Genomic DNA, 13,790 nt, shown 5'->3' on the forward strand with positions numbered 1-13,790 from the left:
GCGGGGGTGGGGGTGGGGGTGGGTCAGGTTAGGGCGGTCAGGGTTTTGGCGTAGGGGGGCGGGACGAAGTTCGGGCCGGCGGGGGTGAACACGTCGGAAGTGGCGGCCGCCTGCCAGGCGGTGTCGGGCAGGGCCGCGACCAGGGCGCGTACCACCGGGGCGTCGCGCCACTGGTCCTGCTGGGCGAGCAGGCTCAGCGCGACCACCGACTCCTCCACCTCGCCGACGCACTCGAACGGCTTGTGCCCGTCGACGCCGAGCAGCTCCCGGTAGCCGGGCACCTGGGACTCGTCGGCCAGCAGGTCGCCGCCGAAGATGCCGGTCAGTCGCTCCCGGGGCATGAACGGGGCCATGGCGAGGAACACGAAGCGGCACTTCGGGCAGTCGCGGCACCAGCGCTCGCTCGCGTCGCGCAGCTTGAACGCGGCGTTGCAGCTGGTCACCACCGCGTCGTACCGGTCGATCTCGGCGAACAGCCGGGCGATGTGCAGCTCGGACAGGGAACGCAGCAGCGAGAAGTACGGCTCGGTGAGCCCGGCGTGCTCGGCCAGCGCCGCGCGCAGCAGCCCTTCCGCCTCGACGCCCTTGGACCACTGGTGGTTGATCTCGTGGCCGTTCCAGATCAGGTTCGGGTCGGACGCCGAGCGCTCGTTCGACATCACCACCGGGCCGAGCCCGTGCAGGACGGCGGTGGCCACGGCGATCAGCGAGTTGATCGCGGTGACCGGAATGTGCCCGTTGCGCGCGCCGGCCGCGTTCAGCTCGAACAGCACCGGGTCCAGCCGCCGCCGGGCGGCCAGCGGCACCAGGTCCGACGCCTCGTTCACCGCCACGATCACGTGGTTCGGGTTGACCGAGAAGGGCACCGGGTCGAGGCCGGCGCGGCGCAGCGCCTCCAGCGTGACGATGGAGTCCTTGCCGCCGCCCACCGCCGACAGCGGCCGCCGGTCGGAGTTGTCCAGCGCCGGCGCCGGATCCACCGTCCCGGCGGGCACCTCGGGACGCAGCTCCAGCACGTGCGGCAGCTCGTTGCGGTACGCGTACTCGGCGAGGCCCTTGGTGTAGACGGCGGTGACCAGCTCGACGGCGGCGGCGCCCAGCGGCGCGGGCAGCACCAGCCGGGGTGGCGCGGCGGCCTTGTAGTAGCTGACGCCGGCGACCACGTGCAGCAGCTCCAGGACCCGCGCCAGGGTTGCCGCTGTGGCGTCGGGGACCGGCTCGGCCGGCAGCGGGAGCGTGATCACCTCGGTGAATCGCCGCTCGCCGTCGGGACCGGTCAGGGCGTAGTCGAACAGGACCTCGCCGGTGGCGAAGTCGATCGAGTAGGACGGGAAGGTGAAGGCGTCCATCCGCCGCAGCTGCTCGTTGGGCACACGCCATACTAGGCCCTGGTTCGTCCGCCCGTGTCCGGCTGGGCCGACCCCCACCGCCGTGCACCGACCGAGTCCGAGGAGAGCCCGTGCGCCTGTCTGATCTGCGCGGACGTCATGTCGCCGTCTGGGGCGCCGGCCGCGAGGGCCGGGCCGCGGTGACCGCGATCGCCGCGCACGGGCCGGCCGGCCTGGTCGTCGTCGACGACAGCGCCAACTTCCTCACGCTGCCCTGGGAAGGCCCGCTGGCCGACGCGGCGCCGCTGGTGACCGGCGAGGCGGGCTTCGACCGGCTGGCCGCCGCGGACGTGGTGGTCCGCTCGCCGGGCGTGCCGAACACGCACCCGTGGATGGTGGAGCTGCGCCGCCGGTCCGTGCCCGTCACGCAGGGCAGCGCGCTGTGGATGGCCGACCACGCGGACCGGACCGTCGGGGTGACCGGCAGCAAGGGCAAGAGCACCACGTCCAGCCTGATCAGCCACCTGCTCACCGCGATGGACCGGCCGAACGTGTTCGGCGGCAACATCGGGGTGCCGCTGCTGGACCTGCCGGAGGCGGAGCTGTACGTGCTGGAGCTGTCCAGCTACCAGTGCGCCGACCTGACCGACTCGCCCCGGGTGGCGGTGGTGACAGCGCTGTTCCCCGAGCACCTGGACGCGCACGGCGGTGAGCGGGAGTACTACCGGGACAAGCTGAACCTGATCGCGCACGGCCCGCACGCCGTGGTGGTCAACGGCGCCGACCCGCGCCTGGCCGCGGAGCTGGGCGACCGGGCCGCGATCCGGGCCGGCTCACCGGACACCACGCACGTGTCCTCCGGCCCGGACGGCACGCAGTGGTTCCACCTGCGGGACACGCCGCTGTTCCCGCGCGCGGTGCTGCCGCTGGTCGGGCGGCACAACGAGGGCAACCTCTGCGTCGCGCTCGCCGTGCTGGACGCGCTCGGCGTCGACGTGGTGGCGCGCAAGGACAGCCTCGCCGTCGCGGTCGCCGAGTTCCAGGGCCTGGCGCACCGGCTCACCGAGATCGCCGACCCGTCCGGGCTGACGTTCGTCGACGACACGCTCGCCACCAGCCCGTACGCGGCCATGCACGCGATCGACGCGTACGAGGGGCGGCCGTTGACGGTGATCGTCGGCGGCGCCGACCGGGGGCTGGACTACAGCCCGCTGCGCGCGCACCTGGCCGACCGGGAGATCACCGTGATCGGCGTGCCGGACAGCGGCCCCCGCATCGTGGAGGCGCTGTCCGGGCTGCCGTCGGTGCGTACCGAGCTGGCCGACGACCTGGTCGCCGCCGTCGGGCTGTCCCGCAAGCTCACCCCGGCCGGCGGGGTGGTGCTGCTGTCCCCGGCCGCGCCGAGCTACGGCCGGTTCCGCAACTTCGAGCACCGATCCGAGGTGTTCGCGCAGGCGGTGGCGGACACCGCCCGCTGAGTCAGCCGCGTTCCGCCCGGGCGTCCCGCGACGGCCCCGGCTCGGCCGACAGGAGCGCGTCGAGCGACTCGGTGGGCGCCGAGCTGTCCACCGGTTCACGCGGCCCGGGCGCGGTGGCGGCGACCGCCGTGCCGGCGGCGGGTGTCGCCTCGACGCGGGCCGGCCGCTGCTTGACCGGGGTCCAGGCGAACGCGAGCGCCCCGCCCACCAGCGCCAGCAGCATGCCGACCAGGAACCCGCCCAGGTTCGAGGTCAGCCAGGAGACCAGCCCGAGCACCAGGGAGAGCACCGCGTAGAAGACCCGTTGCTGCGGGGTGGTGATCAGCAGCACGCCGCAGATCACCAGGATCGCCGGGACCAGGTACGCGGCCAGGCCCTGCGGCCCGACGTGCAGCAGGACGCCGAGCGGCGCGCGCAGCGTCACCAGCATCTCCGCGCCGCCGAGCGCGATGAGCAGCCCGGCGGTGAACGGTCGCGCGCGCCGCCAGCGCCGCCAGCGTGCGCGGACGCCGGCGGCCGTGTGCTGTCCCGGGCTCATGTCAGCACCCGTCGGAGCTGAAGCCCATGCGCAGGTTGGGCAGCGTGAAGATCGCGGCGGTGGTGGCGTAGTTGTTCTGCCGCAGGTTGGTGATGGTCACCGTGTCGGCCTGCTGGGCGAACACGCCCGGGTTGCCCTTGACCCCGGGGACCTTGTCGACGGTGCTGGCGTCCTGCCCGACGTCGATGTTCTTGAAGGAGGCGTTGCCGGCGATCTCGTCGCCGTCGACCACGAGCGTGCGGGCGGTCACCGGCTTGCCGGAATTGCCGGCGGTGATCCGCAGGTTGGTTCCGCCGAGGTTGATGCTCTGGCAGAGGTTCGTCAGTTCGGCCTTGTCGATGGCCGAGACGATCACGAGCACCTGCCCGCCGGTGTCGCCCTGGTTGGGGCTGTCCGGGATCATCTGGTCGAGCGTGGCGAACTGCTCGAACCCGGTCCCCTCCAGTTTGTCGGCGGTGACGGTGAACGGCATGCCCGAGATGGCGAACTGCGCGCCGAGGACACCCTGCGCGGTGAGCATCACCATGCCGGCCGCGCCGACCGTCACGGTGCCGAGCGTGACGGCGAACCGGCGCCAGCGTACGCCGCTTCTCGGTTGATCGATCTGCTCCGACATGCTGGCTCCCTTTCGAGATCAATTCATCCGCGACGATGTGAATTGGATTCGCGGGGCGTCCGCGCCGGGTGGGCGCAGGCCGAAGTTACCGCTGAGTAAAGGGCCGGTCAACTGCCTGTAGCAGATCATTGGACGGCATTTGCCAAAAGCGGCCAAAGTGAAAAACCGCTGCGGTTTCTGATCGGTCAGGGATGAGCGGGCGGCGCGCACGGCGCCGTGGCGGCCGGTCCGTCGTCCGGTCGGGCGGCCCGGGCGGCGCGCCGGGCGCCCTCGGGACCGAGGAACGGCGCGGTGGCCGCGTACGTGAGCACCGGCAGCAGCGCCGGCAGCTCGTCGGCCCGCCCCTGCGCCACCCGCTCACGGATGGTGGCGTGGATGCCGCCGACCACAGTGGACACCAGCGCGTCGCGATCGACCTCCGCCGGCTCCGGACCGGTGCCGGCGAAGAACCGGCGGAAGCTGCGCAGCAGCGCGTCGCGTTCCCGGCGCGCGTCCGGGCCGGCCGCGTCCACCTCGACGAGTGCCATCCGGGCGAACGCGGGCACGCTCGCCAGCACGTCTAGCAGCGTGCGCAGCGCCGCGCGTGCCGCGTCCGGCCAGGCCGGTCCGGCGTCGCGGTAGGCGTCCTCCATCAGGTGCGACACCACGGCGATGCCGTGCCGGTACGCGGCCAGGAACGCGTCCTGCTTGCCGTTGAACAGCGCGTAGAACGCGGGCCGGGTGACTCCGGCCGCGTGGCAGATGTCGCTGACCCGGGCGTTGTCGTACCCCCGGGCGGCGACCTCCCGGACCAGCCCGTCGAAGAGGCGGTCGCGCTGGGTCGCCGCCACCTCCTCGGCCGGCACCCGGCGCGGGCCGCGCTTGATGGCGCGGTCCGGGTCGCGGCCGTGGCGGGCGCCCGGCAGGGGTGCGGGTGCCGGTGACGGCGGGCTCGGGATGGTCACCTGTCGACCTCTCTCGATGCGTTGACTTTACGACCCTCCGGGGTTTATAACTTTCGACACGCTCAGTTCACGCCCCGTCACCGCTGGTGATCTCTCCTCGTCGGTCACCCCGTACGTGTCGAAGGAGGGCCGGATGGCTGCCATTATCGCCGCGCGCACCCGTCCCCCCAAGGCCGGAAAGACCGAGGTGACGCGGCGTCGCCGCACTGCGCCACGCCGCCCGGCCCGCTGAGGCCGCAACGGCGCACCACCACCATCGGCGGCCCGGCCGCCGCACCCACCGGCTCCGTCCATCCCGGACGCCGCCGGAACCGTTTCCTGTCCCACCGCCGGAAGGAACAACCATGCCCAGGTACGGACGCATCGGCGCGGGTCTCGCCGCCCTGGCGCTGCTGACCGGTCTGGTCGGCGCCGCCCCCGCCACCGCCGCACCCACCACCTCGCTGGCCAGCAACGTGCTGACCTACCCGACCGTCGCCGGCACCGCCGTGTCGGTGGGCGACGTCATCCAGGCCAGCCTGCGCAGCGGCACGAACGCCACGTTCTACTCCTCGTCCAGCGGCACCACCGGCATCAAGTGCGCCGCGTCCAGCTTCAGCGCCAAGGTGCTGACCAACCCGACCGCCCCCGGCACCGCGACCGAGAGCCTGACCGCGCAGTCGTTCTCCAGCTGCACCACGAACGTCTTCGGCACCACCGGCGTGCAGAGCATCACCGTGAACAACCTGCCGTACACCACGTCGGTGACCAGCGCCGGCGTGGTCACCATCGCCGGCACGGCGGCCGCGCCGATCCAGAGCACCGTCGTGCTCAACTCGCTGCTCGGCGCGATCACCTGCGTCTACCGCACCAGCACGAACACGCTGACCGGTACGGCGTCCAACGGCACCAACTCGATCACCTTCACCAACCAGACCCTGACCAAGTTCTCCGGCCCGTCGCTGTGCTTCGGCACCGCGTACTTCACCGCCTCGTACTCGCCGGTGAAGGACACCAGCAAGACCGGCAGCCCGGCGGTCTACGTCAACTGACACCCGCTCCCGGGCCGGTGCGCGGCGGTACGCCGGGCGCCGGCCCGCACGCCGGTTCAGCCGGCCGTCAACGTGGCGTGCAGCGCGCGCATCGACCGCAGCGCCGACCGGATCTCCTGCAGGTAGCGGCCCGGCGTCAGGGTCGGCTCCGGCACGTCGACAGCGGCCCGGGCGGCCGGGTCCACGCCGACCGTCTCGATGCCGCACCCGTACGGCACGGCGAGCGTCCGCAGCGCGTCGCAGTGCTGGAACGGCACGTAGATCGGTGCGGTCACCATCAGCACCTCGTCGCCCGCGCGCAGCCGCACGTGCTCGGCCCAGAACCGCTGCGTGTCGGCGGTGTGCGCGCGACGCCGGTCCGGCTCGCTCGACGGCGCGGCGAGCACCCGTACCGGGGGCAGCCCGGCCGGCCGGTAGGTGCGCGAGGACCAGGACCGGTGCGGATGACCGGCGGGCTCGCCGCGCTCGTCGTCCGGCTCGGCCACCCCGAACGCCAGCCGCACCCCGGCGTCGAGGACGTCGACCTCGGTGGCGCAGCCGGACACCCCGGCCGCGTCGAGCGTGCGGCACTCGGCCGCCGAGAGCGGCCGGAAACTGCCCAGCACCGCCACCTCGCCGGTCACCCCGGCCGCCGTCCGGGCCAGCATCGCCGCGTACGCGGTGCGCCGCAGGCAGGCGTGCGCCAGCCCGCCGAGCACCAGCAGGTGCGCGTACCCGGATCGGGTCGGCGCGACGGCGCGGACCAGGCCCAGCGTGGCGGCCGCGCGCAGCACCAGCCCGGCGGTGGCCGGGCCGAACGCCGGCTCCCGGGCGTCCGGGCGTTCCCGTCCCTGCCGGAAGTCCCAGCGGCGGGCGGAGAACACGTCCAGGCCGGCCAGCACCGCCGTCAGGTCGCCGTCGGGCCAGTCACCGCCGAAGTGCGCCACCAGATCCCGCACCGGGACGGACTCCACCCAGGACCGGATCCCGGCCAGGAGGTCCGCCCGCGTCGTCCCCGCCGCGCCGCCCGGCAACGTCACCTGATCCGTCCGCACCCGCCGGATGCTACCGCCGGGCCGGCCCGCGAAGTGCCGGTTGTCCCGGCCCCGGTCGTGGTGGGAACGTGCGGGGATCCACCTCCGCTGAAGGGTGCGCCGATGACCTCCGACGACCTGCTGGCCCGGCACCGCGCCGTGCTCCCGTCCTGGATGCCGCTCTACTACGCCGAACCGCTGGAACTCGTCGCCGGGTCCGGTCGCCGGGTCACCGACGCGGCCGGCCGGACCTATCTGGACTTCTTCGGCGGCGTGCTGACCACGATGGTCGGCCACGACATCCCGGAGATCCGGGAGGCGGTCGAGCGACAGCTACGGACCGGGCTCGTGCACACCTCCACGCTCTACCTGATCCGCCGGCAGGTCGAGCTGGCCGAGAAGATCGCCCGGCTCTCCGGCATCCCGGACGCCCGCGTGTTCTTCACCAACTCCGGCACCGAGGCGAACGAGGCCGCGCTGCTGGTCGCCACGAACCACCGGCGCTCGCACCAGATCCTCGCGGTGCGCAACAGCTACCACGGCCGGTCGTACGCGACGATGGGCGTCACCGGCAACCGCGGCTGGTCGGCCAGCGCGCTGAACCCCTTGCAGGTGGCCTGGCTGCACTCGGGGGAGCGGCTGCGCGGGCTGCTGGCCCGGCTCGACGCCGCCGACCGGGTCGACGCGGCGGTCGAGGACCTGCGCGAGGTGCTCGCCACCCAGACCGCCGGCGACGTGGCCTGCCTGATCGCCGAGCCGGTCCAGGGCGTCGGCGGCTTCGTGCACGGCCCGGACGGGCTCTTCGCCGCCTGGAAGAAGGTGCTCGACGAGCACGGCATCCTGCTGATCAGCGACGAGGTGCAGACCGGGTGGGGCCGTACCGGCGAGCACTTCTGGGGCTACCAGGCGCACGGCGTGACCCCGGACCTGCTCACCTTCGCCAAGGGCATCGGCAACGGCTTCGCGCTCGCCGGGGTGGTCGGCCGGGCCGAGGTGCTGGAGTCGGTGCCGGCGATCAGCTTCTCCACGTTCGGCGGCAACCCGGTCTCCACCGCGGCCGGCAACGCGGTGCTCGACTACCTGCTCGACCACGACCTCCAGGGCAACGCCGCCCGGGTCGGCGCGATCCTCGGCGACGGCCTGCGCGCGGCCACCGCCGGGCTGGACCGGGTCGCCGAGGTACGCGGCAAGGGCCTGATGCTCGCCGTCGAGTTCGTCCACCCGGGCACCGTCGAGCCGGACGCGGCGCTGACCACCCGCGTGTTCGAGGCGTGCCGGGCCGGCGGCCTGCTGGTGGGCAAGGGCGGCCTGTACGGCAACGTGATCCGGATGGGCCCGCCGCTGACGCTCACCGAGGACGAGGCCCGGGAGGGCCTGGCGATCCTGGTCGACGCGATCCGCGCCTCGATCGAGGCGTGACCATCAGCCCGGCCGGTCCCGTCCGGACCTGAGCAGCCGCAGCAGACCCGCCCCGGCCAGGTACGCCACCAGCGCCGGGGCGGGCAGGCCCAGCGGCTCCGGTCCCTCTTCGGGCGTGAGGCTGTTCAGCAGCAGGCCGACGAGCACGCCCGCGTACCCGGCGAGGGCCAGCCCGGCGCGCAGCCGCCGCCTCCCGACGCCGGCCGGGCCGGTCGCGGCCGGGCGGCGGGTCCGGGCCTCGACCGGGCCGAAGACGGCGACCAGCACGGCCAGCACCGCGGCCAGCGCGAGCAGCCACGGTACGCGCCACGCCCACCAGGCCGCCGAGCCGACCGGGGGAGCGGGCAGCACGCCGAGCGCGTCCAGCAGGCCGACCAGCAGCACCGCGGCGGTCAGGTGCCAGAGGAACAGGGTGAGCACCACGGCGTTGACCGCGAGCACCGCCTGCCAGGGGCCGGACCGGCGCAGCCAGCGCCCGGCCGGGCGTCGCAGCAGCAGGATCAGGCCGAGCTGGGCGGCCGCGGCGGCCATCAGCGCCAGGCTCGGCGGCGCCGCGTTGTCCAGCCGCTCGCCGGGGACGTGGAGCATCGCCACCGGGTACGGTCCGGCCACCGTGAGCAGAACCAGCGCGACCAGGCCGCCGCCGAGCAGTACCGCGCCGGCCCGGCCGGACAGCGGCAGTCCGCGGCGGAACAGGCCACGCGGCGCGGCGTGTCCGGCGCGGTTGTCCGGCCGGGCGGCGTCGTACCAGGCGAACCCGACCTGGTGCACGGCCAGCCAGCCCAGCAGGTAGTTGCCGTCGGCGAGCACGGCCGGGCCGAGCAGCCGGCCGAGGTCGCCGAGCGCGACCAGCACCACGAGCACCACCGGCACGGCGGGCCCGAACCGGCGGTGCAGCGCGTACATCGGCGGGGTCAGCGCCACCACCGCCACGTAGGCGACCAGGAACCACAGCGGGATGGTGGCGAACCAGATCACCTCGCGCACCTGCGCCGCGTCGGCGCCGCGCAGCGTGGCGATCCCCGCTCCCGCCGCCAGGACCAGCAGCAACACGGTGGTGGGGCGGATCAGCCGGGCGCTGCGGTCGACCAGCCAGCCCGTCGCCGAGCCGCCCCGGCGGCGGCGTGAGGTGAGCGAGGCGGCGTTGGCGTAGCCGCCGACCAGGAAGAACACCGGCATCACCTGGGCCACCCAGGTCAGCGGCCAGGCCCAGCGCAGGTCCGCCAGCGCGGAGTGGCCGGCGGGGCGGCCGTTGTCGTACCCGATCACCGTGACGCCCCAGTGGCCGAGCACGACCATGGTGATGGCCAGCGCCCGGAGCAGGTCGATGTAGCGCTCCCGCCCCGGCGGCGTGCGTTGCGCGAGCTGCCGCAGGCGGCGCATGAAGTCAGGCTAGGCCAGCGCGCCGCGACCGGTACGGATAACGGATCGGTCGAGAGGGGTTGTGGTCCCCGTCGCACTGTCGTAGAAATTCTTCAGTGGAAATGCCTTATGTGAAGACAAGCGACAGATCGTTCACCGGGCGTACCCGAACCGAGGAGATGCGATGAACAGGCGTGAGATCCTTCGGCGCAGCGCCGCCGCCGGCCTGCTGGCCACCCCTGCCGCCGGCCTGCTCGCCGGCTGCGCCACCTCCGGTGGCGGCGACGAGGGCGACGGCGGCGCGTACAAGGGCACGAAGAGCGAGCAGAACCCGCTCGGCGTGGCCGAGGACGCCCCGCTGGAGGTGGTGATCTTCAACGGCGGCTTCGGGGAGGACTACGCCAAGGCCCACGAGGCCATGTACAAGGAGCGGTACCCGAAGGCGGAGATCAAGCACTCGGCCACCGCGGAGATCAGCAAGACGCTCCAGCCCCGCTTCGTCGACGGCAGCCCGCCCGACGTGGTGAACAACTCCGGCGCCGGCCAGATCGACTTCAACGGCCTGGTCTCCCAGAACGCGCTCGCCGACCTGGGCGAGCTGCTCGCCGCCCCCAGCCTCGACACGCCCGGCAAGACGGTCAAGGACACGCTGCTGCCCGGCACCGTGGAGGTCGGCTCCTACGACGGCCGGTTCCTGGTCCTCAACTACACCTACACGGTGTACGGCATCTGGCACTCCACCAAGCTGTTCGCCGACCGTGGCTGGGAGGACGCCAAGACCTGGGACGACCACATCGCGCTCTGCCGCCGGATCAAGGCCGCCGGCATCGCCCCCTGGACGTACGCCGGTGTGCACCCCCGCTACATGAGCTGGCCGCTGATCTCCACCGCGATCAAGCTCGGCGGCCCGTCCGTCGCGCTGGCGATCGACAACCTGGAGCCGAACGCCTGGAAGTCGGACGCGATGAAGACCGCCGCCGACGCCTGGCACCAGATCGTCAAGGACAAGTTCATCCTCGCCGGCTCCCCGGGCCTGGACCACAAGCAGTCGCAGACCGCCTGGTGCCAGGGCAAGGCCGCGTTCATCTCCTGCGGCTCCTGGCTGGAGAGCGAGCAGAAGGACGTCACCCCGCCCGGCTTCAACATGACAGTCGCGCCCACGCCGAGCCTGGGCAGCGGCGACAAGCTGCCGTACGAGGCGATCCGCGGCACCGCGGGCGAGCCGTTCATGGTGCCGGCGAAGGCGAAGAACGTAGCCGGTGGCCTGGAGTACTTCCGGACCATGCTGTCCCGCAAGGGCGCGCAGGACTTCACCAAGAAGGTCGCCAGCCTGCCCGTGGTCGCCGGCGCCACCGAGGGCGTCGACCTGCCGTACGGGCTCAGCACCGTGGTCAAGGCGCTCGACGCGTCCGGGTCCAACGGCTTCAACTGGGTCTACAACAACTACTATCGCAAGCTGGAGCGCAACCTCGTCGACGCGGCCTGCGGCGAGTTCTTCAGCGGCCGGATCGGCCCGGCCGAGTTCCTCGACCAGTGCCAGAAGGGCGCCGACTCGATCGCCGGAGACAGCTCGGTCAAGAAGTACAAGCGGTCGGCGTGATGCGACAGGGCCGCCTCCCCCTGATCCTCACGTTCCTGCTGCCCCCGCTGGCGCTGTACGGCATCTTCGTGCTCTCGCCGTACCTCCAGGCTTTTCAGATCTCCACCACCGACTGGATGGGCTACTCCGCGCAGGCCGACCCGGTCGGCATGGCGAACTTCCGCACGCTGCTGAACGACGGGTACGTGTGGAACGCCCTGAAGAACAACGCGATCCTGCTCGCCGTGGTGCCGGTGGTGACGATCGGGCTGGGCCTGTTCTTCGCCAGCATGCTCACCATGGGCGGCCGCCGGGGCCGGGCCGGGGTGACCGGGGTGCGGGGCACCTCGGTCTACCGGCTCGTCTACTTCTTCCCGCAGGTGCTCTCCGTGGTGATCATCGCGCTGCTCTGGAAGGAGATCTACAGTCCGACGAGTGGCCTGCTCAACGGCGCCCTGCGCGCCGTCGGGCTGGCCACCCCGGCCTGGCTCGGCGACCCGCGCTTCGCGTTCTGGTGCGTGCTGGCGGTGATGGTGTGGAGCAACGTCGGCTTCTACGTGGTGCTCTTCGGCGCCGCCATGCAGGCCATCCCGCGTGACATCTACGAGGCGGTGCTGCTCGACGGCGCGTCCCGCACCACGATGCTGCGGAAGATCACCATTCCGCTGCTCTGGGACACCATCCAGGTCGCGTGGATCTACCTGGCCATCGCGGCGCTGGACGGCTTCATCCTGGTCCAGCTCATGACCAACGGCGGGCCGAACTTCTCCTCCGACGTGATCGGGCTGCGGATGTACGACACGTCGTTCGGCAGCGAGAACAAGTTCGGGTACGCCTCGGCGATCGGTGTGGCGATGTTCTTCCTGACCCTCTCGGTGGCGGTGCTGGCGCTGCGCACCGCCCGGCGCGATCGGATCGAGTACTCGTGACCACCGTGGACACCGGCGCCCCGGGCGCCGAGGCGACCCGCGCGGCGACCCCGGCCGACCGTCCGCCCCGGCGTGAGCTGGGCGTGGCGAACGTCTTCTCGCACGGCTTCCTCATGCTCTGGGCGGCCATGACGGTGCTGCCGCTGGCCTGGATGGTGCTCAGCTCGCTGAAGAGCAACGGCGAGATCATCGCCGAGCCGTGGGGGCTGCCCGAGGCGCTGCGCTTCGACAACTGGGCGCGGGCCTGGAGCACCGCGCACATCGGCCGGTTCTTCTTCAACAGCCTGGTGGTGGTGTCCGGCTCGCTGAGTCTGACCATGCTGCTCGGCGCCACCGCCGCGTACGTCTTCGCGCGCTACGAGTTCCGCGGCCGGCAGGTGGTCTACTACCTGTTCGTCGGCGGCATGATGTTCCCGGTGTTCCTGGCCCTGGTGCCGCTGTTCTTCGTGGTCCGCAGCGTCGGCCTGCTCGGCACCTGGCCCGGCCTGATCCTGGTCTACACCGCCTACTCGCTGCCGTTCACGGTGTTCTTCCTGACCGCGTTCTTCCGGACGCTGCCGACCTCGGTGGCGGAGGCCGCGCTGATCGACGGATGCGGACACTTCCGGCTGTTCTTCCGGGTGATGCTGCCGATGGCGCGACCGGGACTGATCAGTGTCGGGATCTTCAACTTCCTGAGCCACTGGAACCAGTTCCTGCTGCCCCAGGTGCTCATCCCCGGCGACGGGCAGGACCGGATGCTCGCCCAGGGCCTGAGTTCGCTCGCGGTCAGCCAGGGCTACGCCGGTGACTACGCCCAGTTGTTCGCCGGCCTGACCATCGCGGTGCTGCCGGTCCTCGTGGTGTACGTGGCGTTCCAGCGTCAGGTCCAGTCCGGACTGACCGCGGGGCAGCTCAAGTGAGGTGGTTGCCACAGGCAACGGGGCAGTGGGGAAGATCGAACTGACCTAGGGTGGGCCGGCACGCTCATCTATCGACAGGAATCTCATGTTCTTCCTCATCTACACGCTGTTGCTGCTGCTCGGCGGCATCGCGATGGTCGCGGTAGGCGTGGCCGTCAAGGAACAGGGGACCGGCTCCCGCATCCTCAACGTAGTCGTCGGCCTGGCCTTCTTCGGGTACGGCTTCTACCTGCTGTTCCTCTTCGACGGCGACAGCTACCGGATCTTCTTCTACGTCTTCGTCCTGCCGATCCTGCTGATCGTGCGCGCGGTGAAGGCGCGCAAGGAGGCACGCGAGCAGGCGGCGGCACAGCAGTTCGCGGGCGCACCGCAGCAGCCGGGGATGTACCCGGCGGGACAGGGCCAGCCCGCGCCGTACGGCGCGCCGCAAGGTCAGCCGGCGCCGTACGGCGCGCCGCCGCAGGGGTATCCCGGTCAGGCGCCGCAGCAGCACGCGGCGTACCCGCCGCACGCCGGGCAGCCGGCGCCGCAGGGCTGGCAGCCGGGGCAGCCGGGCGGTCCGAACGCCTGAGCGGGTGACGGAGGCCGGTCGGCAGATCCCGGCCGGCCTTCGTTCCGCTTGACCGGTAGGAAATTTCCTACCTATGCTGG

The 13,790-nt window shown here is 72.3% G+C and carries 13 protein-coding genes; 7 read left to right on the top strand and 6 right to left on the bottom strand.

Translation table 11 applies throughout. From position 1 onward, the window contains the following. Positions 1 to 23: 23 nt before the first annotated feature. A complete protein-coding gene (locus tag A4R25_RS01795) occupies positions 24 to 1,373 on the bottom strand; it encodes a hypothetical protein (RefSeq protein WP_064445363.1) in 1,350 nt (449 codons plus the stop codon). Positions 1,374 to 1,459: 86 nt separating this feature from the next. On the opposite strand from A4R25_RS01795, the gene murD reads away from it, so the two are divergent. Next, positions 1,460 to 2,806, top strand: coding sequence for a UDP-N-acetylmuramoyl-L-alanine--D-glutamate ligase (murD, locus tag A4R25_RS01800; RefSeq protein WP_064445364.1), 1,347 nt, complete (start codon positions 1,460 to 1,462; stop codon positions 2,804 to 2,806). A gap of 1 nt (position 2,807) precedes the next feature. Here murD and A4R25_RS01805 read toward each other — a convergent pair whose 3' ends face one another. From A4R25_RS01805 to A4R25_RS32080, 3 genes are all read right to left on the bottom strand, one after another. Beyond that, on the bottom strand, positions 2,808 to 3,344 hold the full coding sequence (locus A4R25_RS01805; RefSeq protein WP_064445365.1) for a DUF6114 domain-containing protein: 537 nt from the start codon (positions 3,342 to 3,344) through the stop codon (positions 2,808 to 2,810). A 1-nt stretch (position 3,345) separates the two neighbouring features. Next, positions 3,346 to 3,960, bottom strand: coding sequence for a DUF6230 family protein (locus A4R25_RS01810; protein ID WP_030500319.1), 615 nt, complete (start codon positions 3,958 to 3,960; stop codon positions 3,346 to 3,348). A gap of 185 nt (positions 3,961 to 4,145) precedes the next feature. Continuing rightward, on the bottom strand, positions 4,146 to 4,904 hold the full coding sequence (locus A4R25_RS32080; protein ID WP_043329745.1) for a TetR/AcrR family transcriptional regulator: 759 nt from the start codon (positions 4,902 to 4,904) through the stop codon (positions 4,146 to 4,148). 344 nt (positions 4,905 to 5,248) lie between these two features. On the opposite strand from A4R25_RS32080, the gene A4R25_RS01820 reads away from it, so the two are divergent. Then, a complete protein-coding gene (locus tag A4R25_RS01820) occupies positions 5,249 to 5,935 on the top strand; it encodes a hypothetical protein (protein ID WP_030500321.1) in 687 nt (228 codons plus the stop codon). A gap of 56 nt (positions 5,936 to 5,991) precedes the next feature. Here the strand turns inward: A4R25_RS01820 and A4R25_RS01825 are convergent, their stop codons facing one another. Beyond that, positions 5,992 to 6,954: a hypothetical protein gene (locus A4R25_RS01825; RefSeq protein WP_064445366.1), complete on the bottom strand. Its 963-nt coding sequence runs from the start codon at positions 6,952 to 6,954 to the stop codon at positions 5,992 to 5,994. Positions 6,955 to 7,071: 117 nt separating this feature from the next. Here A4R25_RS01825 and A4R25_RS01830 point away from each other — a divergent pair, with 117 nt between their 5' ends. Beyond that, positions 7,072 to 8,367 (top strand): aspartate aminotransferase family protein, encoded by a 1,296-nt coding sequence (locus A4R25_RS01830; protein WP_043329748.1) that lies wholly within the window; start codon positions 7,072 to 7,074, stop codon positions 8,365 to 8,367. Positions 8,368 to 8,370: 3 nt separating this feature from the next. Here A4R25_RS01830 and A4R25_RS01835 read toward each other — a convergent pair whose 3' ends face one another. Then, positions 8,371 to 9,750 carry an acyltransferase gene (locus A4R25_RS01835; protein WP_064445367.1) on the bottom strand — a complete coding sequence of 460 codons (1,380 nt, stop codon included), beginning with the start codon at positions 9,748 to 9,750 and terminating at the stop codon, positions 8,371 to 8,373. 163 nt (positions 9,751 to 9,913) lie between these two features. On the opposite strand from A4R25_RS01835, the gene ngcE reads away from it, so the two are divergent. From ngcE to A4R25_RS01855, 4 genes are all read left to right on the top strand, one after another. Further along, positions 9,914 to 11,329, top strand: coding sequence for an N-acetylglucosamine/diacetylchitobiose ABC transporter substrate-binding protein (ngcE, locus tag A4R25_RS01840; protein WP_043329751.1), 1,416 nt, complete (start codon positions 9,914 to 9,916; stop codon positions 11,327 to 11,329). Then, a complete protein-coding gene (locus tag A4R25_RS01845; RefSeq protein ID WP_030500326.1) occupies positions 11,329 to 12,237 on the top strand; it encodes a carbohydrate ABC transporter permease in 909 nt (302 codons plus the stop codon). The genes ngcE and A4R25_RS01845 overlap by 1 nt, the downstream gene beginning before the upstream one ends. Further along, on the top strand, positions 12,234 to 13,139 hold the full coding sequence (locus A4R25_RS01850; protein WP_051611443.1) for a carbohydrate ABC transporter permease: 906 nt from the start codon (positions 12,234 to 12,236) through the stop codon (positions 13,137 to 13,139). The genes A4R25_RS01845 and A4R25_RS01850 overlap by 4 nt, the downstream gene beginning before the upstream one ends. Before the next feature lie 85 nt (positions 13,140 to 13,224). Then, positions 13,225 to 13,710, top strand: coding sequence for a hypothetical protein (locus tag A4R25_RS01855; protein ID WP_064445368.1), 486 nt, complete (start codon positions 13,225 to 13,227; stop codon positions 13,708 to 13,710). The last annotated feature ends 80 nt before the right edge of the window (positions 13,711 to 13,790 follow it).

The sequence above is a fragment of the Micromonospora sp. NBRC 110037 genome (assembly GCF_001652995.1).
GTDB lineage: Bacteria > Actinomycetota > Actinomycetes > Mycobacteriales > Micromonosporaceae > Micromonospora > Micromonospora chalcea.

What these genes read in the sequence shown, in the direction of transcription:
- A4R25_RS01805 (WP_064445365.1), bottom strand. Translation starts at nt 3,344, where the DNA reads ATGAGCCCGGGACAGCACACGGCCGCCGGCGTCCGCGCACGCTGGCGG.
- A4R25_RS01810 (WP_030500319.1), bottom strand. Translation starts at nt 3,960, where the DNA reads ATGTCGGAGCAGATCGATCAACCGAGAAGCGGCGTACGCTGGCGCCGG.
- A4R25_RS01820 (WP_030500321.1), top strand. Translation starts at nt 5,249, where the DNA reads ATGCCCAGGTACGGACGCATCGGCGCGGGTCTCGCCGCCCTGGCGCTG.
- A4R25_RS01830 (WP_043329748.1), top strand. Translation starts at nt 7,072, where the DNA reads ATGACCTCCGACGACCTGCTGGCCCGGCACCGCGCCGTGCTCCCGTCC.
- A4R25_RS01835 (WP_064445367.1), bottom strand. Translation starts at nt 9,750, where the DNA reads ATGCGCCGCCTGCGGCAGCTCGCGCAACGCACGCCGCCGGGGCGGGAG.
- ngcE (WP_043329751.1), top strand. Translation starts at nt 9,914, where the DNA reads ATGAACAGGCGTGAGATCCTTCGGCGCAGCGCCGCCGCCGGCCTGCTG.
- A4R25_RS01845 (WP_030500326.1), top strand. Translation starts at nt 11,329, where the DNA reads ATGCGACAGGGCCGCCTCCCCCTGATCCTCACGTTCCTGCTGCCCCCG.
- A4R25_RS01855 (WP_064445368.1), top strand. Translation starts at nt 13,225, where the DNA reads ATGTTCTTCCTCATCTACACGCTGTTGCTGCTGCTCGGCGGCATCGCG.